Source organism: Streptococcus sp. ELY_125, assembly GCF_058314535.1.
Window position 1 is genome coordinate 88666 of sequence record NZ_JBZFUM010000001.1, and the last position, 24871, is coordinate 113536.

The 24871-nt window shown below is 42.0% G+C and carries 18 protein-coding genes and 3 pseudogenes; 4 read left to right on the forward strand and 17 right to left on the reverse strand.

The genetic code is table 11. The features are described 5' to 3' along the window. The first annotated feature begins 54 nt into the window (after nucleotides 1-54). Complete coding sequence (locus tag AC4HAL_RS00340) at nucleotides 55-1560, forward strand: ATP-binding cassette domain-containing protein (protein WP_491092427.1); 1506 nt, start codon at nucleotides 55-57, stop codon at nucleotides 1558-1560. Nucleotides 1561-2292: 732 nt separating this feature from the next. Here AC4HAL_RS00340 and AC4HAL_RS00345 read toward each other — a convergent pair. The 3 genes from AC4HAL_RS00345 to AC4HAL_RS00355 all read right to left on the reverse strand — a co-directional run bounded on the left by AC4HAL_RS00345 (nucleotide 2293) and on the right by AC4HAL_RS00355 (nucleotide 4394). After that, nucleotides 2293-2475 carry a hypothetical protein gene (locus AC4HAL_RS00345; protein WP_004229200.1) on the reverse strand — a complete coding sequence of 61 codons (183 nt, stop codon included), beginning with the start codon at nucleotides 2473-2475 and terminating at the stop codon, nucleotides 2293-2295. 143 nt (nucleotides 2476-2618) lie between these two features. Then, a complete protein-coding gene (gene obgE / locus AC4HAL_RS00350) occupies nucleotides 2619-3932 on the reverse strand; it encodes a GTPase ObgE (RefSeq protein ID WP_491092428.1) in 1314 nt (437 codons plus the stop codon). A gap of 333 nt (nucleotides 3933-4265) precedes the next feature. Next, nucleotides 4266-4394, reverse strand: coding sequence for a DUF4044 domain-containing protein (locus AC4HAL_RS00355; protein WP_447452374.1), 129 nt, complete (start codon nucleotides 4392-4394; stop codon nucleotides 4266-4268). A 251-nt stretch (nucleotides 4395-4645) separates the two neighbouring features. Here AC4HAL_RS00355 and AC4HAL_RS00360 point away from each other — a divergent pair, with 251 nt between their 5' ends. Beyond that, nucleotides 4646-4867, forward strand: coding sequence for a hypothetical protein (locus AC4HAL_RS00360; RefSeq protein ID WP_491092429.1), 222 nt, complete (start codon nucleotides 4646-4648; stop codon nucleotides 4865-4867). A 73-nt stretch (nucleotides 4868-4940) separates the two neighbouring features. On the opposite strand, the pseudogene tnpA reads toward AC4HAL_RS00360, so the two are convergent. The 4 genes and pseudogenes from tnpA to cdaA form a co-directional block, all read right to left on the reverse strand. Further along, nucleotides 4941-5360 (reverse strand): annotated as a pseudogene (gene tnpA, locus AC4HAL_RS00365) (IS200/IS605 family transposase). 219 nt (nucleotides 5361-5579) lie between these two features. Continuing rightward, nucleotides 5580-6938, reverse strand: coding sequence for a phosphoglucosamine mutase (gene glmM, locus AC4HAL_RS00370; protein ID WP_447452375.1), 1359 nt, complete (start codon nucleotides 6936-6938; stop codon nucleotides 5580-5582). Nucleotides 6939-6992: 54 nt separating this feature from the next. Continuing rightward, nucleotides 6993-7979: a CdaR family protein gene (locus tag AC4HAL_RS00375; protein WP_491092430.1), complete on the reverse strand. Its 987-nt coding sequence runs from the start codon at nucleotides 7977-7979 to the stop codon at nucleotides 6993-6995. Continuing rightward, complete coding sequence (gene cdaA / locus AC4HAL_RS00380) at nucleotides 7969-8826, reverse strand: diadenylate cyclase CdaA (RefSeq protein WP_491092431.1); 858 nt, start codon at nucleotides 8824-8826, stop codon at nucleotides 7969-7971. Before cdaA ends, AC4HAL_RS00375 begins: the two co-directional genes overlap by 11 nt. Before the next feature lie 113 nt (nucleotides 8827-8939). Here cdaA and murT point away from each other — a divergent pair, with 113 nt between their 5' ends. Next, nucleotides 8940-10283 (forward strand): lipid II isoglutaminyl synthase subunit MurT, encoded by a 1344-nt coding sequence (gene murT / locus AC4HAL_RS00385; protein ID WP_491092432.1) that lies wholly within the window; start codon nucleotides 8940-8942, stop codon nucleotides 10281-10283. After that, the gene (gene gatD, locus AC4HAL_RS00390) at nucleotides 10283-11071 is read left to right on the forward strand and encodes a lipid II isoglutaminyl synthase subunit GatD (protein ID WP_491092433.1); all 789 of its coding nucleotides are present in this window, start codon (nucleotides 10283-10285) and stop codon (nucleotides 11069-11071) included. The genes murT and gatD overlap by 1 nt, the downstream gene beginning before the upstream one ends. 178 nt (nucleotides 11072-11249) lie before the next feature. On the opposite strand, the gene AC4HAL_RS00395 is transcribed toward gatD, so the two are convergent. The 10 genes and pseudogenes from AC4HAL_RS00395 to AC4HAL_RS00440 form a co-directional block, all read right to left on the reverse strand. After that, the gene (locus AC4HAL_RS00395) at nucleotides 11250-13178 is read right to left on the reverse strand and encodes a GbpC/Spa domain-containing protein (protein WP_491092434.1); all 1929 of its coding nucleotides are present in this window, start codon (nucleotides 13176-13178) and stop codon (nucleotides 11250-11252) included. A 317-nt stretch (nucleotides 13179-13495) separates the two neighbouring features. Beyond that, complete coding sequence (locus AC4HAL_RS00400; protein WP_491092435.1) at nucleotides 13496-13729, reverse strand: hypothetical protein; 234 nt, start codon at nucleotides 13727-13729, stop codon at nucleotides 13496-13498. A 113-nt stretch (nucleotides 13730-13842) separates the two neighbouring features. Further along, on the reverse strand, nucleotides 13843-15678 hold the full coding sequence (locus AC4HAL_RS00405; protein WP_491092436.1) for a GbpC/Spa domain-containing protein: 1836 nt from the start codon (nucleotides 15676-15678) through the stop codon (nucleotides 13843-13845). Nucleotides 15679-15876: 198 nt separating this feature from the next. After that, nucleotides 15877-16866 carry a lipoate--protein ligase gene (gene lplA, locus AC4HAL_RS00410; protein WP_491092437.1) on the reverse strand — a complete coding sequence of 330 codons (990 nt, stop codon included), beginning with the start codon at nucleotides 16864-16866 and terminating at the stop codon, nucleotides 15877-15879. A 239-nt stretch (nucleotides 16867-17105) separates the two neighbouring features. Continuing rightward, entirely contained in the window at nucleotides 17106-18872 is a 1767-nt protein-coding gene (gene lpdA, locus AC4HAL_RS00415) for a dihydrolipoyl dehydrogenase (RefSeq protein WP_491092438.1), read from the reverse strand. 189 nt (nucleotides 18873-19061) lie between these two features. Then, nucleotides 19062-20075, reverse strand: a pseudogene (locus AC4HAL_RS00420) (dihydrolipoamide acetyltransferase); the annotation flags it as partial. Between the two features lie 36 nt (nucleotides 20076-20111). Beyond that, nucleotides 20112-20450 (reverse strand): annotated as a pseudogene (locus AC4HAL_RS00425) (biotin/lipoyl-containing protein); the annotation flags it as partial. 96 nt (nucleotides 20451-20546) lie between these two features. After that, nucleotides 20547-21545, reverse strand: a complete 999-nt coding sequence (locus AC4HAL_RS00430; protein WP_491092439.1) for an alpha-ketoacid dehydrogenase subunit beta — start codon at nucleotides 21543-21545, stop codon at nucleotides 20547-20549. Nucleotides 21546-21647: 102 nt separating this feature from the next. Next, nucleotides 21648-22616: a thiamine pyrophosphate-dependent dehydrogenase E1 component subunit alpha gene (locus AC4HAL_RS00435; protein WP_491092440.1), complete on the reverse strand. Its 969-nt coding sequence runs from the start codon at nucleotides 22614-22616 to the stop codon at nucleotides 21648-21650. A gap of 180 nt (nucleotides 22617-22796) precedes the next feature. After that, a complete protein-coding gene (locus AC4HAL_RS00440) occupies nucleotides 22797-24728 on the reverse strand; it encodes an ABC-F family ATP-binding cassette domain-containing protein (RefSeq protein ID WP_491092441.1) in 1932 nt (643 codons plus the stop codon). Between the last annotated feature and the right edge of the window lie 143 nt (nucleotides 24729-24871).

Genomic DNA, 24871 nt, shown 5'->3' on the forward strand with positions numbered 1-24871 from the left:
AAGTTCTACTGGATAAGGTAGGACTTGTTTTTTAATCCTTGTACGGAGGCCTTTATGCTACAAATACAAAATTTAACCATTATCCAAGAGAAAGATTGGCATACTCTGATTGAAAAATTAACGATGACCGTCAATGCCGGTGACAAGGTGGCAATTATCGGAGAAGAAGGCACTGGCAAATCAACTCTGCTCCAATACATCTATTCGCCTGAGCTCATTGCAAATTATGCCAACGTATCAGGACAGATCGTCAATCACTTCTGTGCCATGGGCTACTTGCCTCAAACCTTACCTCAGGAAGACAATCCATTATCTATTAGGGACTACCTCTACAAAGACATAAACTATGACTTATTCGACTTCCACCTGCTTTATCAATTCGCGGCACCCCTGCACTTTGACCGTCAGCGTTTTGAGGACGACAAACAGACTGTCGGACAACTTTCAGGTGGTGAAAAAATCAAACTCCAGCTCTTAAAAATTCTAGCCCATCAACCCGACCTGCTTTTGCTCGATGAACCGTCTAGCGATTTAGATATAGAAACCTTGACTTGGTTGGAACATTTTATCGCCCAAAGCCCCTTGACGATTCTTTTTATCTCCCATGATGAACAATTGCTCAGCAAGGTTGCGACCCATATCATTCACTTGGAGCAAATCAAAAAGGGAAGTCAAGCTCAATCGACCAGCTCTGCTCTTGATTACAAGACTTACAAAAACAACCGTCAGAAAGCACGGATAAGGCAGGAAAAAACAGCACGGAAAGAGCGCGAGAAGCAACAAGAACGCTTAGAAAAACTCAATCGTGCCAAATCTGCAGTACGACACGACCTAACAGTCACAAAGAATGACGTTCAAGGACGCCTGCTTTCTAAAAAAATGAAAAACTTGCTATCGCGGGAAAAACGTTTTAACCGAGAAGCAGAAAACTTCACTGAATTACCTGACAACCCCGATACAATTGGTCTCTTCTTTGCAGATATTGAGCCTCTGCCAGCTCAGAAAGTACTTCTATCCTATCACGCAGAAAAGCTAATCACTGGCCAAGTCATTGATCTAACCATCAAAGGCCAAGAAAAAATCGCTCTCATCGGTCGCAATGGAATTGGCAAGACCATGCTCATCCGAAAAATCTATCAGGATTTGACAGCTAAGACTGGCATTTCTGTTGGCTATCTGCCCCAAGAATACACAGAAACAATTGACCAAAACCAGACAGCACTAAACTTCCTCAATCAAACCGGCCGTGAAGAAGAAGCACGCACACTACTAGCCAGTCTAAAATTCAATCGCAAGGAAATTCTCCATCCTATCAGTGAGCTATCAGGCGGACAAAAAGCCAAGCTTTTCTTGGCAAAGATGGTCTTTGAACGCAATAACGTCCTGCTCCTTGATGAACCAACCCGACACTTCTCTCCTACTTCCCAACCAAAAATCAGACGACTTCTTACAGACTATCCCGGTGCTATCGTCAGCATCTCGCATGACCGCACTTTTATTGAGCAAGTAACCCAGACGACTTATCAACTAACCAAAGATAAACTTATCCGGCAAAAATAATGGAGAGCATGGGCCACAAGCTCAGCCGTAATTAAAAAACGAACAATGTTAGAATTTTAATCATGTGACATTCATCATTGTTCGCTTTATAGCTTATGACTGGTGGAATGAGAGTTGGTCATAAGGAATTGCTAAAATGAAAACCTTTGCTTCCCGACTCTTTCAAAAAGGAGTGGAATCAACCCCAAAATCGAAAATTTTGGATCTCACCACGTCCTGGTTTTAAGGTGGTGACCTGAAACAGTCTCTCCTAAGACCGTTTTTGACACTTGCTTTGCAAGCTTTATTTCCCGATTAAAAAAGGTCTCCCAGACCTTTTTAACCCACCTCCGAACCTTTTGAAGCTGGAAATAAGAGGAACGATGGTCATCATTTTAGGTTTCCCGCTTTGGCCTTGGCCCTTGCAGCAAAAAGAAAACCAGCCAGCAGTGATTTATTAAGGCTGAAAAAAATATTCCAGCCTTCTATTTCTTGCAGTAATGACAGTTTGATGCTGTGGTTGGGAGTAAGACTTGTCGGCCATGCCAAGAAATCTTACCCCTGCACAATTCATTAGGGGCTTTAGCACCAATGAACCACTGCTGTTGGCTTTCTGTAACTGGAGCTTCTTAGTTTTTAAGCAGCCAACTTAAATAGCCACTGGACTGTTTAACTACCATGCAAATGATAGCGGTCAACCATTGTGCTCCAAGAATTTATTTCAAAAGAGAAATACTGGACGCGTTTTTTGCCCTACTCTCTATCTTCTTTATTTTTAGCAGCCCGATCCGCTTCCTTCTTTTCTCGCTCTAAGCGCAGCTTACGGTTGGGGTTAAGCTTGTTAAATAATTCTTCTAACTTTTCAGCATTCCAGACATCAGCTGCGGAAACAAAATTGCCATCCTTGTCTTTAAATGATATTGGTTTATCTCCCATAAAATTACCTCACGTGTTTGAATTAGTAAATAACCAGACTGAAGCGGCCTACTTAGTACACAGTCTTCACCGCACCTCTATCCAAAAGGTTACGGCGTAAGAAAAACGATTCGCTTTTCGAGCTAGCAAGGTCCCTAGAGAAATTAATCCACAAATTCAAATTCAAAATTGCCAATACGAACCAGATCACCATCTTTAGCACCGCGCTCACGCAAAGCCTGGTCAACGCCCATACCGCGCAATTGGCGAGCGAATTTCATCAGAGATTCGTCACGCTCTAAATTGGTCATGACAAAGAGTTTTTCCAGTTTAGCCCCAGACAAGACCCAAGTCGCATCATCGGCACGCGAGATTTCAAATGGCTGTTCGTCAGATTCAAAGCCATAGTAGACTTCTCCTTGTTCCATATCTTCTTCGCTATAGAGCAAGAACTCATCCGTTTGATCCAGCAGTTCTGCCGTCGCTTCCAATAGATTTTCCAAGCCTTGATGAGCCAAACTTGAAATTGGAAAAATCATTGGTAACTCGTCAAATTCATCGTAATTAGCAGCAAGTTTTTCCTTAAATTTCTTGAGATTTTCCTGTGCTTCAGGCATATCCATCTTGTTAGCTACAATAATCTGCGGACGCTCCATAAGGCGAAGATTATAGGTTTCCAACTCATTATTAATAGAAAGGTAATCTTCATAAGGATCACGTCCTTCAGAAGCAGACATATCAATCACATGCAGGATAACGCGGGTACGCTCAATGTGACGGAGGAACTGAGTTCCAAGTCCAACACCTTGACTGGCCCCTTCAATAAGACCAGGTAGATCTGCCATAGCAAAGCTCTCACCCGATTTAGTACGTACCATCCCAAGATTAGGCACAATAGTTGTAAAGTGGTAGGCTCCTATTTTAGGCTTAGCTGCAGTGACCACACTGAGCAAGGTCGATTTCCCAACTGATGGGAAGCCAACCAAACCAACATCAGCAAGAATTTTCAGCTCTAACTGAAGCTCACGTTCTTCTCCTGGTTCCCCATTTTCAGAGATTTCCGGTGCCGGATTGCGCGGTGTTGCAAAACGGATATTTCCACGTCCACCGCGGCCACCTCTAGCAACCACGAATTCTTGACCATTCTCAACTAAATCAGTCAGAATCTTGCCAGTTTCAGCATCGCGTACCGTTGTACCGGGTGGAATAGCAACAATGAGGTCCTCAGCACCACGTCCGTGCATCCCCTTAGTCATCCCCTTATCACCATTTTTAGCCTTGAACTTACGATTATAACGAAAATCCATCAGAGTGCGCAAACCTTCATCGACCTTAAAGATAACCGAGCCACCCTTGCCGCCATCGCCGCCCCACGGTCCACCATTAGGGACATATTTCTCACGGCGAAAGGCCACCATACCATCACCGCCACGACCAGCTTTGACGCTGATCTTAGCTGTATCCAAAAACATACTCATTCAAATTAGTTCCTATCTTGTAAATTCTAAAAAAGGAGTGAGACAGACAGCTGACTCTGCTCCCAATAATCTCTGAACATTGCCCAATTGATTGTTCGAGGTACGCTCAGCGCAAAGGTCTAAATAGACCTTTCCTCTTTTTATTTTCAACCTCAACAAATCCATCGGATTAACTTTAGTTGCTCACTAGACAAACGCTATTTCAACTTTTCAGCAAACCGTAGAGAATCTCATCACTGTCTTTGGAACACTGATCACTACCGCTATTAGTATTAGCGCCGGCAAAATTTAAGGCCAGAACACCTTTGTCCCAGCCCCTTAACGTTTAACGCCTTAGAAAATAGCAGCTAATGCTCCTAAAACAATAGCAGCGACCGTTACAATGATCATGATCAGCATAACAAAGCGCGTTAAATGTTCAAATCCTGTCTTCTTTCGTGAGCCATTATCTCCAAAAGCCATACTTTTTCTACCTCTTTATTACATTATTCTTACTTATCTTATCATGATTACTGAGATTAAGCAACTCAAGACCTCTTTTACAAAAGCTCCATATACCTCTACTGCAATCATCTTTGTTGGAGTTGCTATATACAAAATCTACTGCTCACACCAACGAGAAGCATTGTCTGCTAACTGGGAGATCACCACAAAAACTGTCTAGCTGTCACAATGATCTTGCTAGGAGATCTGAGGAGCTAACCTGACTATCCATGACTGCAAAGACCATCTGGCATATTCGGCATTTCATCAAAAAAGCAAGGATTATGAAAAAAGTGAGACAAAAATCAGTAAATCGTGATGGAGTCACAATTTTGATTTTCTTCGTTCTCCCATTTTCAGACGCCAATCTGGTAGACCTAGAAATCATAACCACTCGTCAAACGGGTGGTTTGAACCAGGGCTATAAGCCCAAAATACCAGCCAGCGCCTAAAGACGCTGGCTTTCACTTTGTTCAAGCCTCATTGCTCTTGACTCGTCACCAGCCTCTTAAAGAGGCATTCGTATTACTTGCTACTATCCCTAAAGGGATCTTCGCATTCTTTCACACTCAAGAATCAAGGGCTATGTCATGGTTTTTTTGTTCCTAAATATACTTCTTTATGGTGGCTTCATTAAGTCCAACTGTACTGACATCCTAGCCCTCTGCCCAAAAATGGCGATTCCCAAATTTATATTTGAGATTGGCGTGTTTGTCAAACATCATCAGAGCACTCTTACCTTTTAAACACCCCATGAAACTTGAAACGCTAATTCTAGGCGGAATACTGACTAACATATGAACATGATCAAGCATCAAATGCCCTTCAATAATCTCAACACCCTTATAGCGACATAATCGGTGAAATATCTCACCTAAACTGTTGCGATATTGATGATTACTTTTCGTCTATACTTGGGAGTGAACACAATGTGGTATTACACATCCACTTTGTGTGTGATAAACTATGTGCTATATTTTTCTCTTTTCGCTTTACAATAGGCTTGAACACCTTTATTGTACCGCGTTGGGAGATTTTTTAGTATAACTTTCGATGCGCACCCGCATAGCGGGTGGTTTTTTATTTCGCACCTTCGGAGCGAAACGGACTAAAGTCACTAATATGCTAAAGAGTCTGGACTTTTGTCTCAGACTCTTTAAATCACTAAACTTCATCTATGCCAATTTCCTGACGGACAACATTGGCAATACTATCAACATAATAATCAACCGCTTCTTTCGTCGGTGCTTCTGCCATCACACGAAGGAGAGGTTCCGTGCCGCTTGGACGCACTAAGATACGACCATTACCTGCCATCTCAGCTTCCATCTTTTCAATAACCTCAGCAATGACCGGTACTTCCATAGCCTTCTCTTTCATGTTGTTATCTACACGAATATTAACTAACTTTTGCGGATAGATCCTAACCTCAGCAGCCAATTCTGACAGGGTTTTCCCTGACTCCTTCAAAATTTTAACCAGCTGAATGGCTGTCAGTTGACCATCTCCTGTCGTATTATAATCCATAATGATGACGTGACCAGATTGTTCACCACCTAGATTATAACCTTTGTTACGCATCTCTTCGACCACGTAGCGGTCGCCAACAGCCGTTACCGCCTTGTGCATCCCTGCTTCTTCCAAAGCCTTATGGAGACCAAGATTAGACATAACTGTCGTTACAATCGTATTCTGCGCTAATTTTCCTTGCTCTGATAGGTACTTACCTATGATGAACATGATGCGGTCTCCATCAACAATATCACCGTTTTCATCAACCGCAATCAAACGGTCACTATCTCCATCAAAAGCTAGGCCGATAGCTGCGCCTGTTTCTTTGACAGTTTCCTGTAACCGCTCTGGGTGAGTGGAGCCTACGCCGTCATTGATATTAAGGCCATCTGGACTCTCACCGATAACAGTAATCTCTGCATTTAGATCTAAAAAGACATCACGCGCTGAAACTGAAGCAGCCCCATTAGCTGTATCAAGAGCAACCCTCATACCTTCTAAATCACTGCCGGTTTCTATCAGGAACTTCTCATACTTGCGCAACCCTTCAGGATAATCGACCAAGGTTCCTAAGCCTTGTGCTGACGGTCGAGGTAAGGTATCTTCTGTTGCATCCAGCAGCGCTTCAATCTCAGCTTCTCGGTCATCGTCCAGTTTAAAACCATCACCGCCAAAAAACTTAATTCCATTATCAAAAGCAGGATTATGGCTAGCTGAAATCATAACACCAGCACTGGCCTTCTCAGTTCGAACCAAATAAGATACACCTGGAGTCGCCAAAACACCCAATTTATAAACTTCGATGCCAACTGACAGTAAACCTGCAATCAGGGCGGATTCCAACATTTCACCTGAAATGCGAGTATCACGCGCTACAAAGACACGCGGACGCTCTGATTCATGCTGACTGAGCACATAGCCGCCAAAACGACCCAGTTTAAAAGCTAATTCTGGAGTTAATTCGACATTTGCTTCCCCACGGACACCGTCCGTTCCAAAATAGTTTCCCATAGTATTTCACCAGTGCTAGGCACCTTCCTCCATTCTTAACATTCTTTATTCGACTTATTTCTTAGTCGTGTTGATTTTAACGCTAATCTCGCTTGGATCAACTGTTACACCGTCAGCTGATAACTTTACCTTCTTCGTGGTATTTCCCTTAATATCAGAAATATCGATAAAAGCAGTTAACTCGCTGATGTTATCAAGCGTCGCTTGATCGCCCTGAATCGTAACTGTTGAAGTATCAGTCGTATAGTTAATATTTGAAAGCGAACTATCCATATTACCAGTGAACTTAATCTTAACAGGTACCTTCTTAGAAATAGGACTAACATCCACTGACATTTCAGCTGTCTCCGGAGCAATAGTTGCTGCCAGGACATTACCATTACTATCGACAGCCTGCAGATTTACCTTACCATTAAAATCAGAAGTCAAGGCAGGTTCATTATCTGGCAAGGTAGCTCTGATATGATCAATCTGGCTAATTGTTGTCTCATTGCTGGTAACCTTAACTTTATTGATATCCAGATCTGTAGATTTAACCCTATAACCTCGAGCTATCTGATCGTCAGAAAGATCAGCTTTCACTTCAAAACTCTTGCTGCTCTTTTTACCAATTGTCACCGTTACCGTATTGGGGGCGATTTTAGCCGTCATTCCAGCAGGAAGATTTTTAACATCCAGTTGAACCTTAGAAGTTCCTTCCCTCAGATTAGTCAAATCAGCTGTAACCTGAAAATTACGGGTTGCCTTATCAGTCTCAGCCGCCAAATTAACCCGATTGGAAGAACTCAGGGTTACATTGACGCCAGAAGCATAGCCTGAAATGTAGTACTCACTGCTATCATACTTAAAATTGATAGGAACATTTTCCAGAGTATTGCTAAAAGTTGATGAAGAATTACCGTTAGCGGTCCCTTTATTTGTCCCATCACCACTAATAACAGTCATAAAAATCAAAGTGGCCAACAACAGAGAAAAAATTCCTGTTCCAATGCGACGAATTGTACTGCGCTTAATATACCACCGAAATGTCTTATTTTTCATATTTGCGCCCCCCTCTCAAACGATTGAGCAGGCTAGTTTTTTCAGGATTAACTTGAACTAGTTTATCCCGCAGAAAGGCTTCCAGCTCTTCCTTGCTTAAATCATGTCGGAATTCTCCTCGATACGTAACAGAAAGACCGCCGGTTTCCTCAGAGACAACCAGAGTTAAGGAGTCCGAGTTTTCCGACAGACCAATAGCAGCCCTGTGCCGAGTCCCAAATTCCTTAGAAATATTACCAGATTCTGATAGGGGCAAATAAGAACAAGCCGTAGCAATTTTATTTCCGCGGATAATAACGGCCCCATCATGCAAAGGTGTGTTAGGAATAAAGATATTAATCAATAACTGACTAGTGACATTCGCATTGAGAGCAATCCCTGTTGCAATATATTCCTGCAGCGTTTGTGTCCCTTCAATCGCGATTAAGGCTCCAATCTTACGCGGACTCATATAGGCAACAGCCTTCATCAAGGCGTCAACGAGCTGTTCATCCTCTGGCATATTATTAGTCTGAATAAAAGCTTGCGGAGTGCGCCCAAATTTTTCCAGGCCTGTCCGAATTTCAGGGGCAAAGATAACAACAGCTGCGATAACACCATAAGTAATAACTTGGTTCATAATGTAGCTGACGGTCGTCAGTCCAACAATTTGCGCTAGAAAACGCAGGAGCACAAAAAGAACCACCCCTTGTACTAAAGACATGACCTTAGTTCCTGCCAAGGCATTGATAAATTTATAAATCAAGTAAGCAACAATTAAAATATCCAAGATATTGACTACAATGGCCCAAGGACTGTTAAAAATAGATCGCCAAAATTCTGGATCTAAATTAATGACATCGTTCATACATTCCTCTCTCTCATACTTATCTATTGTAAAAAATCAGCACTAACTATTATAGCACTTTTTGAATGGTTTTTCTCTATCATTCCAGCCATTTTTTATGATAAAATATTGTTATGAAATTACAAACATTACTAGGAATTACAGCAGGTAAATCTGCTCATTTTGTTTTAAATAAGATGGGACGAGGGTCAACTCTCCCTGGTAAAATTGCCCTAAATTTTGACAAACATATCTTAGATGATTTAGCTAAAGATTACGAAATCGTCGTTGTCACAGGAACCAATGGGAAAACCCTGACAACAGCCCTAACGGTTGGCATCCTCAAAGAAGCTTTTGGTCAGGTCGTGACTAATCCCAGCGGTGCCAACATGATTACGGGAATTACGTCAACTTTTTTAACAGCAAAAAAGGCGAAATCTGGCAAAAAGATTGCAGTCCTAGAAATTGACGAGGCCAGTCTGCCAAAAATCACAGACTACATCACCCCCAGTCTCTTTGTCTTTACCAATATCTTTCGCGATCAAATGGATCGCTATGGTGAAATTTACACAACCTACCAGCTGATTCTGGATGGGGCTGCAAAGGCTCCTAAAGCCACTATCTTAGCTAACGGGGATAGCCCCCTCTTCAACTCCAAAGACGTCATCAATCCCTTGAAATTCTATGGTTTTGACACCGGAAAAAGTTCACCAAAGCAAGCTCATTATAATACAGAAGGTATCTTATGCCCAAGATGTCAGCATATCCTAGAATACCGCCTCAATACTTATGCTAACCTAGGTGATTACACCTGTCCAAATTGTGATTTTAAGCGGCCCAAGCTGGATTATACCCTAACAGAATTGACTGATATCACCAACACAAAATCCGAGTTTATCATTGATGGCCAGAATTATAAAATAAATGTTGGTGGTTTATATAATATATACAATGCTTTAGCAGCCGTTTCTGTTGCTGAGTTCTTCGATGTTGCTCCCGATAAAATAAAAACCGGCTTCAACAAGAGTCGAGCTGTTTTTGGGCGTCAAGAAACCTTTAAAATCGGTGACAAAACTTGTACATTGGTCCTAATTAAAAATCCGGTTGGGGCCAGTCAAGCCTTAGAAATGATTAAACTGGCTCCTTATCCTTTCAGTCTATCTGTACTTCTCAATGCTAATTATGCCGATGGAATCGATACCAGCTGGATTTGGGATGCTGACTTTGAAGCGATTCACGATATGGATATCCCTGAAATCAATGCAGGGGGTGTTCGCCATTCAGAAATCGCTCGTCGACTGCGGGTCACTGGTTATCCAGAAGAACAGATTACGCAAGCAGAAAGCCTCAAAGATATCTTGTCTCTAATTGAGAATCAAAAAGAGGAGCATGCTTATATTCTTGCAACCTACACGGCAATGTTGGAATTCCGAGAATTATTAGCCAATCGACATGCAGTTGGAAAGGAGTTGCGTTAATGGTCTACACATCTCTTCAGTCTCCTGACAAGCAAGACTATACCTACGAGCTAAACATTGCTCATCTCTATGGTAATCTTATGAATACTTATGGAGATAACGGTAATGTCCTCATGCTCAAATACGTTTCAGAGAAGTTAGGAGCCAAGGTAACAGTTGATATTGTCTCTCTGGGAGATCAGTTCGATGATAGCTACTATGATCTTGTCTTTTTCGGCGGTGGCCAAGACTACGAGCAATCTATCGTAGCTCATGACCTCCCTAATATCAAGGATGCTATCGCTCACTATATCGAAAACGCTGGTGTAATGCTAGCTATCTGTGGTGGCTTTCAGCTTTTGGGAAAATACTATATCCAAGCTAATGGCGAGCGTATCAATGGTATCGGCGTCATGGGCCACTATACACTCAACCAAGAAAATAATCGCTATATCGGCGATATAAAAATTCATAATGAAGAGTTCGATGAAACCTATTATGGTTTTGAAAATCACCAAGGCCGTACCTTTCTGTCAAAGGATGAAAAGCCACTTGGTATGTGTGTCTATGGCAATGGCAATAATCGGGAAGATGGCTCCGAAGGTGTCCACTATAAGAATGTTTTTGGCAGTTATTTTCACGGTCCTATTCTATCGCGCAATGCTAATTTAGCCTACCGTTTAGTGACGACAGCCTTGCACAATAAATACGGAGCTGATATTTCGCTGGCTAGCTATGATGATATCCTCAGCCAAGAAATTCCTGAAGAATATGCAGATATTAAAAGCAAGGCTGAATTCGATAGTTAAAAGGTCCTGATCCTATATTGCCTACCGTGCTGAAAATATGGATTTAGGATTAATCATTCCCAAAACTATCTTTGATTTTTCCATTTTTCCCATCATCATGTTTGCTAAATAAAAATCCTTGTCTTCTACTAAAGACAGGGATTTTTACGTCACTAAATACACTATTCAAAAAAGAAAATTAGTCCTCATTTTTATCTATTTTGCTGCTACCAAGTAAGGTTAATACTGCATAGCAAATGACACCAACTCCAAATGCTACAATACCATACCCCTTTGAATCACCTGTTTTAGGGAGTGGAGTTTGAGGGTCTATGGGACTAGCCGACTCTGGTTCTGCCAATTGTACAGGAATAGGGGAATTAGGAGCCTGAGGCAGTGGTTTTTCAGGGTCTGGATCCTTAGGTTTTGAGACCTCCTCCGAGATAGTCAACGGTGTTTTAGGAACAGTTGGCGGAACTACTTGGAGATCCTCCACCAAGTTCTTGTGCCAAACTAATGTCAACGGTGCTGGCTCCTCTGGCTTATGTGGGTCTTCGGCTGGCTCTGGTGGTAGAGGAGCATCGCCGGGATTTTCCGGAACAGCAACAACTGAATTCGTAGAAAACCAAATTGTTGTCGGAATATAGGGATTATTACCACTGGCCGTAAAGGTAAATTCTTTCCCCTTATAAGTCATTGCACCAGCCCCATAAAAAGCTGTTACAGACCGCGGCGTACCGTCAGCATTAATAGCATCCCAGCCATCTGCCCCTTCAGCATCAAAAGTTGCTCCCTGCGACTTACGCTGGTTTTGCTGTTCTGCATATATATACTCACCATGCAAATCTACTGAGGAGCCTGGGATTTTGATAAATTCGTTAGCACCGACTGAAACTTTCTCAATATGATCCCCTAAATCACTCGTCCAATGATTGAGTGAAGACAGACTCATGATAGCTTTGTTGTCGCTCATATCAATTTCATTGTCATTTTGATCAAAGAAACGAATCTGCATGGTAACACTGACAGGATCCTTTTCACCACCTTCAGGGACCTGAGCACCAATAAAGATCGTTTTGGTCGGATCATGATAGAGTTCGACAATAGCAGTCCCATCAGCACTGGTTGAACTGTTAAGTCTATAGGTGATAGTAACTTTTTTAATCTGTTTTTCGCCATAGCTAGACTTGGTCAAATCTGAATATGTAGCTGTTACCGTGTCGCCAACCTTCATCTTGAACCAAGTATCTTCTGAACCAGAGTAAGGATTTTCTGTCGTTAATTTATCAGGACCATAATTATCGGTATTATAGTGCTGAAGGACATCACTATTAGAGGTTACTTCCCGCATCCCTTCCTTAGTGATATAATCGGTCACACCTTCAAGACTGATGATGGCTCCAGGCTCGCTCTGGTAAACAAGACCTTGAGCAGTCTCAACACGACCAGCTGCAGTACCGTTTTTAACCTGCTCCTGATATTCTTGCCACGCTTTTAGCTTAGCATCATATTCTTTCTTTTCAACTTGATAAGCTGCCAGAGCTTCCTGATACAGCTTGTCTAACTCAGGTTTAGCAGCAAGATCACGCTGATATTTTTCAAACGCTACCCTATAATTATCCAGTTTTTGCCTTTGATCTTGTAAAGCCAGCTGAATCGCTTGGGCCTGCCTTTGATTATCAGCATGGGCAGCGTCTATACTAGGCTGTGTTTGTGTTTGAATCTCTTGTAAGCGAGCTACCTGATCACCAGTCAGGTTATTATCCTGATTAAAAGTCGTAACGGCAGACTTTGCTTCTTCTAAATCGTTTGAAGTCACCTCAGAAGTAACCTGTATCGTACCATTGCTGTTTTCAACACGTGAAACTTCTGTCACAGTTGGGTCAGGCACTGCTACCTCTGAATCGGTTGAAGCCTCATTGCCACCCTCAGACAAAATTGTTTGATTATCAGCAGCTGCTGCTTGATCTGTTGCTTGATTACCCCCTGACTGCTCTTGAACAGCAGAGGGTTGATTAGCTTGGTCACTAGCAGTAATATCATCCGCAAGAGCAGAATTAGCTGCCAATACAGTCGCCAATAACAAGCTGCTAAACAGGGTGTAGCTTGTACGTTTTTTTGATGTCATCTCATTATCCTCCCAATGATAATAGAAATTAATTATTATTTACTCGATGAGTCTCCCATAATATCGTCAATGATTACACATTGAATTTTTCTCATCCTTAAAATAGTAACACATCGTAATATTTTTGTAAACTAATTGAGCTAATTAAAATATTTTATTCCTCAAAATATTTACTTCCTTTTCATTTTTATTAAATTTCAAAAGTATATAGTAATCTTATTTGTAAGCCTTGAGAAACAAAAAAGAGTGACCAGAACTAAAAATTTTGGCTCTGACCACTCTTTAATTTCTGGACACTGACCTGAAACATCCTCTGTCTAAAAATTATGCTTTTTCATACGTTCCTCAAATATTCCATTAATGATATCAGAGAGTTGCTGAGCCACATCTGCTGGCAGCTCCCCTTCAATATCCGCCTTGGAATAAAGGTCTGGATGCTCCCTAGCAATCTTTGTCAATGTAGCCTTGGTAGCATGATTTTGAAATATCTTAGGAATACGTTTCATATACTCTGGCCGAACAAGGGCCAAAATCTTTTCATCTGCCGTCATTCATCCTTCCTCCCATATTGTATTTCTCTCGGCTAGGATTCAGTTTACCACTTTTTACCAAAAATAAAAAGCCCCTCAGACAAATTCCGAGAGACCTCTATCAAATAATTAAATTAGTCTTCTTTACGTTTGCGGCTTCCAAGCAAGGTTAATGCTGAGAAGGCTACAACACCGGCACCAAAGGCTGCAACACCATAGCTATTAGCATCACCTGTTGAAGGAAGTGCTTGTGCTTGCTGTGGCGCTGGAGCAGCTTGTTCGCTCTTAGCAACCGTAATAGTCTTTTCTGGTGCTTTAGGAGCTGGAGACTTAGGAGGTTCTGGACTCGTTGGAGTCGTTGGTACCTCTGGTGTCGTTGGGGGCGGAGTTGGTTCACCCGGCTCATCTGGTTTTGGATTATCAGCAATCGTTTTAACAATAGCCTTGTTATATTTAACACTAACAGCTGATAACTTAGGCATTTCTGGTTCTTTTGGTGCCTCACCTGGCTCTTGAACAGCAAAGGAGTTAATCGCAAACCAGATAGCTGTTGGAACTTCAGCATTGTTACCCGAAGCTGAGATCGTAAATGGCTCACCAGCATAAGTCATAGCTGCAGCACCATAGCTTGAAGAAGTTGTACGCTTTTCGCCATCTTTATTGATTTTATCCCAACCTTCTTCACCGTCACCATTGATGGTAGCACCATTAGCAACATATTGGTTTTCAGTTGGTGAGTAGATAGCACCATCTTCATTAAGGCGAATAGATGAATCCTTAAATTGAACAAACTTACTATCGCCGATATTCAGAACTTTCTCAACGTGATCACCATATTGGGTAGTCCAGTGGTTAAGAGAAGCTAAGCTGATAACAGAGTTATTGTTCGACAGATTGATAAGATTGCCATTTTCATCGTAGAACTTCACTTGGATATCCATCTTAACAGCTTTAGATGGATCATCTGATGTTTGTGCACCAACAAAGATTGTCTTAGTTGGATCATGGTAAAGTTTAGCGATTGCTGTGTTATCATCGCTTGTTGATTCAGTCAATGTGTAGGTCGCCACAGCTTTAGCAATCTTGGTACCAAGATAATTAGAATTTTCAAGATTAGTGTAAGTAGCTGTTACTGTATCACCAACATGCATCTTAAACCATGCATCTTCATTGGAAGCATATGGATTTTCAGATGTGAAATCAGTATCTGGATATTTGTCAGTGTTGAATTGTTGAAGGATTTCATCTTGAACGTGGTTAGCTTGCGCTTCCTTAGTCACGTATTGGTCAATGCCTTCAACAGAAACAACAGCATTAGGTTCATTATTGTAAACAAGACCTTTAGCTACTTCTGCGTTTTCAGGACTAGTCAAGTTTTTAACCTTTTCATGGTAATCATTGTAAGCCTTAACTTTTTCGTCATAAGCAGCTTTAGCAGCAACATATTCTTCATTTGCCTTGTTATAGTTTGCTAATTTCTCACGATAATCAGTGACGTTCTTTTGGTACTGTGCCAAAGTATTCTGAATAGCTTCTGCTTGGGCTTTATTGGCAGCATCAGCTTCTTCGACAGTATCATAAGTCTTGGTTTCGCCTTCAGAAATAGTTACAGGCGGAACCGGCACCGACTGTGTAGAGTTAGCATCTTGAGTACCACCGTTAGCATCACCTTTATTGCCATCAGTTGATGGTTGGTTAGCCTTGTTAAAGTTATTAACATCACCAACTGCTTGCGTCAACTCTGGTGAAGTCACTTCTGAAGTAGTCGTTGTTTTGTTGTCCTCAGTTGTTTGATTAATAACTTTGACCTGAGGTCCAGATGTTGATACTTCTGAAGCCTGATTGTCTGCGGCAGTGTTATTAGCATTTACATCAGTTGCTTCATCAGCAAGAACTGACTGACCAGCAGCAAGAGTCGTCAATACTAATCCACTAAGCAATGAGTATTGAGTCAATTTCTTCTTTCCCATTTTAATAACCCTTCTTGATTATAGAAATTTAGCAATGTTACAAACTCATTTAATTTGTAAAATCCTTGCTATGTCAAACAGTGTAACAAAATAGTTATAGAAAATCAAACTCAGACGGCCTTTAAGGATATTTTATAAAAAAACTCAACACTCCCGTATTTTCAAAGTAATATTTGTTATTTAAATGTAATTTTTCTGTTAAGCTACAATTGCCTTAGCTACTTCTTCAGCGCTCATACCTGAGAAATAGCGGCTGATATCTATTGTTTTCAAATGTTCCAAAACGTCTCGATATTCGTAACGGCACCCCAATAAGAGATTCTCTATAGCCTCAACATCTAAGACACCAAAAAAGTCACCATAAATCTTAATGCCTTTGATTATTGAATTTTCAACATTGGCAAAGGTATTGATCTTGCCGGCAGAATAGCGGACATTGCGTTCAATTGTATATTCTGGTGCCTGACCGTAAGTCCAATCCCAAGTATTGAACTGCTCTTCGTAAGATTTCTGAATTTTAGCTAGTTCATCATCATTGAGGACATACTCCGTCATGTCAGGATACATTTCCTTCATCTTGTCCAAAATTTTATCTGAAAATTCTTGGACTGTAATTTTCTCTGGTAGTTCACTTAAAATATTAGTAACCCGGGAGCGCACGGATTTGACTCCCTTGGATTCAATTTTATCCCTACTTACCTTTAGGGCATCGCCTAGGACAGTCATATCAACATCGAACAGGAGACAGCCATGATGCATCATCCGTCCCTTGTAGTAAGCTTGAGCATTTCCACATATTTTCTTACCATCAATCTCAAGATCATTACGGCCGGAAAATTTTGCCTGAACACCCAAATCAGCTAGAGTTGCAATTACAGGTTCTGAGAAGATTTTAAAATCAAAGGCTCCTTCATCAGACTTATTAGAAATGATAGTGTAATTGAGATTGTTTCGATCGTGATAAACTGCACCACCACCCGACAGCCGACGAACAACACGAATCCCATGTGCATCTGTATATTCTTTATTGATTTCCTGAATTGCATTTTGGTGTCTACCAATAATAATAGCGGGATCGTTGATCCAGAGAATAAAAAGTTCATCCTCATCAACTAGCTCTCGAAAAGCATAAGCTTCCAAGGCAACATTGTAGGCGGGATTGTTAGATTTATTAACGATATATTTCATTTAATAAGAACCTCACATCTGAATAAAATTTCATTAGTATGATGATTTTGACATATTTTCAAAACAAAAGAGAGTGGGACAAAAATCGGTCAATCGTCATGAAGTGGCGATTTTGATTTTCCTCGCTCTCTTATTTTAAGGCGCAAACCTCTGCTACTTTCCTGTTTTTAGGTGGCAGGACTTTTGTCCTTTTTCTTCTATCTTGCTTATAAATGAATGAGCAGAAAAAGAGTAGCGGATTATTTGCGTTTTGGCGGATTATGAATGGCTTCTCCAAGCACATCAGCAAAGGCTTCATAGAGCACTTCAGAGAAAGTCGGATGACCGTGGATAGATTGGAGCAATTCGTCGACAGTCAGTTCATTTTCCATAATAGTTGAAGCTTCATTAATCATTTCAGCAGCAGATGGACCGATAATATGAACACCAAGAATTTCATGATACTTGGTATCGGCAATGACTTTTACAAAACCTTGTGCTTCATTCGAAGCAATAGCACGACCGTTACCAGTAAAACTAGCCTTACCGACCAAAATGTTGCCATACTGCTGACGGGCATCCTCTTCCGTTATACCGCACATGGCCACTTCTGGATGCGTATAAACAGCAGCCGGTGTAAAATCAAGATGGGCTTTGCGGACATTCCCCCAGATAGCATTTTCAGCAGCGATCTCACCCATACGATAGGCCGCATGGGCCAGCATCTTAGTACCATTGACATCCCCCGGTGCATAGATGCCTGAGATAGAGGTTTCTTGATAGGCATTGACTTTGATACGGCCGCGCTCCATTTCTAAATCAAGTTTTTCTAAACCTTTCAGCTGTGGCACTCGACCGATAGACAGAAGCGCTTTTTCAGCAACCACTTCTTCACCGTTATTAAGTTTAAGCGTCAGTTGATTGTTAGCTTCAACAATTTCAGAGACACCAACCTGCGTCTTAATTGTCATACCTTTCTTAGTCAGGATTTTTTCTAGTTCCTTGGATACTTCTTTATCCATAGCAGGAATGATACGGTCAGCCATTTCAATGACGGTGACTTCTACACCGTAAGAAGCCCAAACCAATCCTAGCTCAATTCCAACAACACCACCACCCATCACAGCTAGCGACTTAGGCATTTCACGCAGATCTAAAATATCATCAGAAGTCAATACTAACGAAGAATCAATGCCTGGAATATTGATACGAGAAACTGTTGAACCTGTCGCTAAGATGATGTTTCGACCCTTGATTGTCTCAGAGCCGATTGTTACCGTCTTATCAGGATTTACGGTAGCAAAACCGTTGAACATGGTGACCTTATTTGCTTTGAGAAGACCGCGAACGCCGCTAGTCAACGTTTTAACAACGGAATTTTTGAAGTCGACAGTCTTGTCCATATCAATGCTGTAGTTAGTTGAGGCTAGATTGATACCGCGACCCGCCGCGATCTTTAAGCCATCCAAAATCTCGGCATTCTTCAGATAGGTCTTAGTGGGGATACAGCCTTTGTTGAGGCAGACACCGCCATACTCGGCTTTTTCAATGATAGCGATCTTTCCGCCTAGCTGAGCACCGCGAATAGCAGCATAGTAACCAGCAGGACCGCCGCCGACCACAACAATATCATACTCATCATCAGCTAGGGCTGCAGGGGTTGGTACAGCATCAGGAACCGGAGCCTTAGGAACTTGCAGACCTGCGGCTTCTAAATTAGCAGCCGCTTCTTCGACAGCTGGCTCTGGGGAAACAGGGGCTGACGCAGCACCAGTATCCACAACTTCACCTTCTGCACCAATATAGCCGATCGCTTCTGTAACAGGCACTGTGTCACCTGCTGGATGAATGATTTTCAGAAGAACACCTGAGTCTTCCGCTTCGATTTCCATATTGGTTTTATCGGACATAATTTCAAGGAGGATATCACCTTCTTGAACTGTATCACCTTCTTGTTTTTTCCACTCGATGATTTCGCCTTCGGCCATGTCAACACCGAGCTTAGGCATAATAATTTCAACTGCCATATTTAAGATACCAAGAGCGAAAAGAAAGCGACTGAATCTAGGAAAGCGTGGAAAATCCTGATTTCCCAAATGATTTATCTTTTTTCCGAGCTTTCGGCTCGGGCTCAGTTCCTTCTTCCTCTTGCTCTACATCCTTTCTTTGTTTTGTTTAAAGGTTCTTCTACTGATAACCTATCTCGTTATTTCTAATCAAATCAAGAGTTCCATTGGGTTTTCGAGCATATGCTTGAGGTCCACCATGAATTTGGCGCCATTCATACCATCGACGATCCGGTGGTCAATGGTCAAGCAGAGTTGCATAATAGGGCGAATGGTAATTTCGCCATCAATAACAGTCGGCGTTTGAACTGTCGCTGCCACACCCAAGATAGCTGAGTTTGGCTGATTGATGATTGGATCAAAAGACTTGGTTCCAAACATTCCCAAATTAGTGATAGAAAAGGTCGAGCCAGACATTTCAGCCGCCTTAAGCTTACCAGCTTGAGCCTTTTTGATAACATCTTTTGAAGCGACGACAAATTCTGATAGGGTCATCTTATCAGCATTGTGAACCACAGGAACAATCAAGCCTTCGTCCAAACCAACAGCAATACCAAGATTGACAAAACGATGTAACTCGATATCACTGGCATCATTGATAAGAGAAGCGTTGAGATATTCATGCTCTGGTTTCATCAAGGTATGGACGACAGCTAAGCCAATGAGATCCGTGAAGGTGACCTTTTGTCCTGTTTTTGCCATAATTGGCTCAAGGATCTGCTTACGTAGAGCCATAAGATTGGTCATGTCAATATCGTAATTAAGCGTAAAAGTTGGTGCTGTCAGGTAGGAATTGGTCATACCTTTAGCGATAGCCTTACGCATAGCCGACATTGGCTTGATTTCAACACCTTCTGGTAAAGTTTGAACGGGTTCCTCTGAAGTAGTAGAATCAGCAGTTGGCTGTTGGGGTTGACTAAGTGCCAAAATATCCTCCTTGGTAATCTTACCAAAAACACCACTGCCCTTCACTGTTGCTAAATCGACACCTAAGTCAAGGGCCATCTTACGAGCCAGTGGGGTTGCTTTAGGTTGGGCACCCTTGAAGTTCTCAACATCTTCCTTATGAACACGCCCATGAGGGCCCGAACCAGACACTTGTCCAAGGTCAACCCCCTGCTCCTCAGCTAGCCTTCGAGCAGCTGGTGTGGCACGAACCTTGCTAGTAGTAGCCACTCTAGGACTATCTGAATCCGCTGAAGAAGCTGGCATTGCTCGCGGTGCTTCCTGAGGAACTACGGCTGGTTGCTGGTCAGCATCTGAGGCTGATTGGCTAGCTGAACCAGCCTCAACCACTTCCCCAGCCTCGCCGATATACCCGATAACTTGGGTAACGGGGACCGTATCGCCAGCAGGGTGGACAATCTTGATCAGAACACCTGAGTCTTCAGCTTCGATTTCCATATTTGTCTTATCAGACATAATTTCAAGTAAGATGTCACCTTCTTGAATGCTGTCGCCCTCTTGCTTTTTCCACTCGATGATTTCACCTTCGGCCATATCAACACCGAGTTTAGGCATAATAATTTCAACTGCCATAGTTTGTCTTGAATAAGCAGACAAAAGCCTTTAAACAAGGCTTCTTTACTTATCCTCATCCTTTCTAATCATTTAGGCTGACGTTAGGTATCGAGCTTAGTTACCCTTGTTTGCCATTTTAATAATTTCTGACTTAATTTTTCCAACATCTGGTAGAATAGCTTGCTCTAAGACACGCGCATAAGGAACAGGTACATCTTCACTGGCCAAACGCACAATTGGGTGATCAAGATAATCGAAAGCTTCGCTTTCGGTAATCATTGCCGCAATCTCACCGGTGAAACCGCCTGTCTTGTAGGCATCATTGACTAACATTACCTTACCAGTCTTTTTAACAGAATTGATAATCAATTCCTTATCGAGCGGGATAAGAGTACGCGGGTCCACAACTTCAACACTGATCCCCTGTTCTGCCACTTCCTCAGCCGCTTGGAGTACGCGCTCAAGCAGGCGACCGTAAGTCACAATTGTAAGATCCGTTCCTTCTCGCTTAATATCACCCTTCCCAATTGGGATATAAAAATCTGGATCTAAACTGACCTCTTCCTTTTTGCCGTAGAGAGCCTTTGGCTCCATAAAGACAACGATATTATTATCTTGGATAGCAGACTTGAGGAGACCCTTGGCTTCATTAACGTTACCTGGAGCAACGACCTTAATACCTGGAATGTGGGTCAGCCAAGCTTCCAAAGATTGAGAGTGCTGGGCTGCTGAACCAATACCAGAACCTGATGCCACACGGAAGGTTACAGGGGTCTTGAGACCACCACCAAACATATAGTTATTCTTGGCACCGTTATTAACGATAGCATCTAGAGCAATAGTTAAAAAGTCCATAAAGGTAATATCTACAATTGGACGCAATCCCGTAATGGCTGAGCCGATAGCTGAACCGGCGATGGCCGCTTCAGAAATTGGAGTGTCCTTGATACGTTTGGGCCCAAACTCTTCAAACATACCAACCGAAGTTCCAAAGTCTCCACCATAGATTCCGACATCTTCTCCCATCAAGAAGATATTTTCATCCTTACGCATCTCTTCGGTCATGGCCAAATTAACAGCCTCCCGCAGCGCCATTTTTTTCGTTTCTGTCATTATTTTCTCCATCAATCTATCAAGTCATTATAAATGATTTTTTACTCCAATAGCCTAGTCTTAGTCCCATTGGACAAACGCTCAAATTTTCAAATAAAAGAGTTAATCTACCCACACATCTTCAAAAGCCACAGAAAGATCTGGATCTGGACTGTTCTGAGCAAACTCATAAGCATCATCGATTTCCTTAACGACTTGCTCATGGATAGCTTCCAACTCCGCTGCTGTAATATCTGTATTTTGAACGGCATAATCACGGAATTTGAGAAGAGGGTCTTTGGCTTTCCAGCTATCCACCTCGTCTTTGCTACGGTATTTACCAGCGTCGGCTGTTGAGTGACCAAACCACCGGTAAGATTCAACCTCGATGATAGCAGGTCCATTACCAGCGCGAACATATTCAACTACTTCTTGCATTTTATCATAGACGGCCATGACATCGTTGCCATCTTCGACATAATAACCTGGAATACCATAAGCTTCTGCACGAGTATAAAGGTGAGGGGTATTGGTCGCCTTATTGATATCCATTGAAATGCCATAACGGTTATTGATGATAAAGAAAATTACTGGCAGTTTCCAAGTTGCAGCCATATTGACTGACTCGTGAAAGGAGCCTTCATTAGTAGCACCATCACCTGAAAAAGCTACAACAATGTTACCTGTCTCTTTATATTGTTGAGTAAGGGCTGCCCCAACTGCTAGGGCATAACCACCGCCAACAATACCATTGGTCCCATAGTTCCCCTTTTCAAAGTCAGCCAAGTGCATGGAACCGCCACGTCCTTTAGAAACACCAGTTACTTTACCAGCCAACTCAGCCATCATACCCTTGAGATCCATATCCTTGGCAATAGACTGACCATGACCTCTGTGGTTGGAAAAAATGATGTCGTCGTAACCAAGGTGGGCTACTGCACCAACACTAGCTGCCTCTTCACCTACTGAGAAATGAGTCATCCCTTGGACAAAGCCACGACGAACTAATTTATTAATACGCATATCGAACTCACGGATACGCTCCATTTTCAAATATAATTCTAGCAATTGCTCTTTCGATAGTTCTGCCATATCAACCTCCACATAATCTTTTATAACTCTATTTTATCCGAAAATTTCACAAACTGCAAAAAAGAAGCTCATTGATATTATAAGAAAGAAAGGGATTTCAAAATAAAATTGAGTGTTTTTTCACAAACTAAAAAAGCCCTTGCCCAGATACTAATCTAAGGACAAGGGAGCAGTTCTAGCTCACTCAAATTCTTCTAATTGCTCGTGTAATTCTTCCCATTCTAGCATCAGATCGTCTTGCTGCTGAGTGAGGAGATCAAGATCAGACTGCAAATCCATCAGAGTCTGGGCATCATTTGTCTGCCCCATTTCTTCTGAAATAGCCACACCTCTGCCATCAAGAACTTCTAACTCACTTTCAAGCTGTTCTAAGCGCCGAGTTAATTTACGAACTTCCTTTTGGGTCGCCTTTTGAGTTTGATAATCCGAAGCAAACCGAGAACCCTGAACAGGATCTTGCTGGGGTTCTAGGTTCTCGCCATCAACAGATAAGCGCGCTAATTCTTGCTGCTCTGCTTTCTTTTCAAGATAATAGTCATAATCTCCCAGATAGAGCGTTGAACCCTGAGCTGATATTTCCAATACTTTAGTCGCTACACGATTGATAAAATAACGATCATGACTAACAAAGAGCAGCGTACCATCAAAATCAATCAAGGCAGCTTCTAAAACCTCCTTGCTATCGATATCCAGATGGTTTGTTGGCTCATCTAGAATCAAAAAATTATTATTTTCCATAGACAGTTTAGCGAGAAGCAAACGCGCCCTCTCACCCCCAGACAACATATTGATCGATTTTTTGACATCATCACCAGAGAAAAGAAAAGCTCCTAAACGATTACGAATTTCCACCTCTGGTGTGGTTGAAAAAGCATTCCAAAGCTCATCCAAAACCGTATTGCTTCTGGTCAGATTGCCTTGACTTTGATCATAATAGCCAACCTCAACATTAGCTCCGTAAATTGAAGTCCCCTTAACAAAAGGTGTTTGCCCAACAATGGATTTTACTAAGGTAGATTTACCAATACCATTTGGACCAACGATTGCGATGGCATCAAATTTTTTTACATCCAAATTAATCGGTTCTGACAAAATCTGTTGATTGTAACCAATCGCAGCATCGTTGACCGTTAAAACAACATTCCCTGATGCTTTATCCGAGTGGAAAGTCATGTTAGCTGATTTTTGACCCGCTTGGGGCTTGTCCAACCGCTCCATTTTTTCAAGCTGTTTACGACGCGCCTGAGCCCGCTTGGTGGTTGAAGCGCGAACAATATTCTTCCGAACAAAGTCCTCTAGTTTAGCAATTTCTTTAGCCTGTTTTTCATAGGCTTTGGCTTCCGACTCTAAACGCTCAGCCTTGGCGTCTATAAAAGCCGAGTAATTGCCCACATAGCGGTCCAAAGAATGGGGGGTCAGGTCATAAGTAACCGTTGCCACCTTATCTAAAAAATAGCGGTCATGGCTGACTATAATCAAGGCTCCTTGGTAATTAACCAAATAGTTCTCCAGCCAAGCAATGGTCTCAATATCCAAGTGATTGGTCGGTTCATCCAGCACCAAAAGTTCTGGTTTTTCCAGCAGCATCTTAGCCAGAGCTAAGCGGGTATTTTGGCCTCCCGATAAGGCAGAAACCGGAGTCTGCCACATACTCTCATCAAATTGAAAGCCATTTAAAATAGCCTTGATTTCTGCTTCATAGTTAAAGCCCCCCTGGCTACGAAAGTTCTCAGACAGCTGGTCGTAATCCTGCATTAGTTTATCTAACTTTGCACCTGAGACCTCTCCCATCTGCTGCTCCATCATCCTCAATTGATATTCCTGCCGGCGCAAATCTTCAAAGACTCGTAACATGCTGCCATAAACAGTATCTTCAGATTTAAAACGGCTGTCCTGAGCCAGATAAGAAAGACTCAAATCTCGTTTAGTATTAACCTGACCAGAGGTTGGGGCTTCTTCGCCAACCAAAATTTTCAGCAACGTTGATTTTCCTGCTCCATTGCGACCGACTAGGGCAATGCGATCGCGCTCATTAACCTGAATAGTAATATTATCAAAAAGGATGTCCCCTGCAAAAGAGCGTTCTAATTTATTTCCCTGTAAAATAATCATACTTTTATTATAACAAAAAGAGAATAAGAAATAACTCCAAAATCCTTGTTTGAAATTTCTTATTCTTCCAATCCCTAAGATATAAAACAACTGACCAGCTAATATTTTATACTTAAAGAAAATCAGCTTAGCTTGCCTCACAG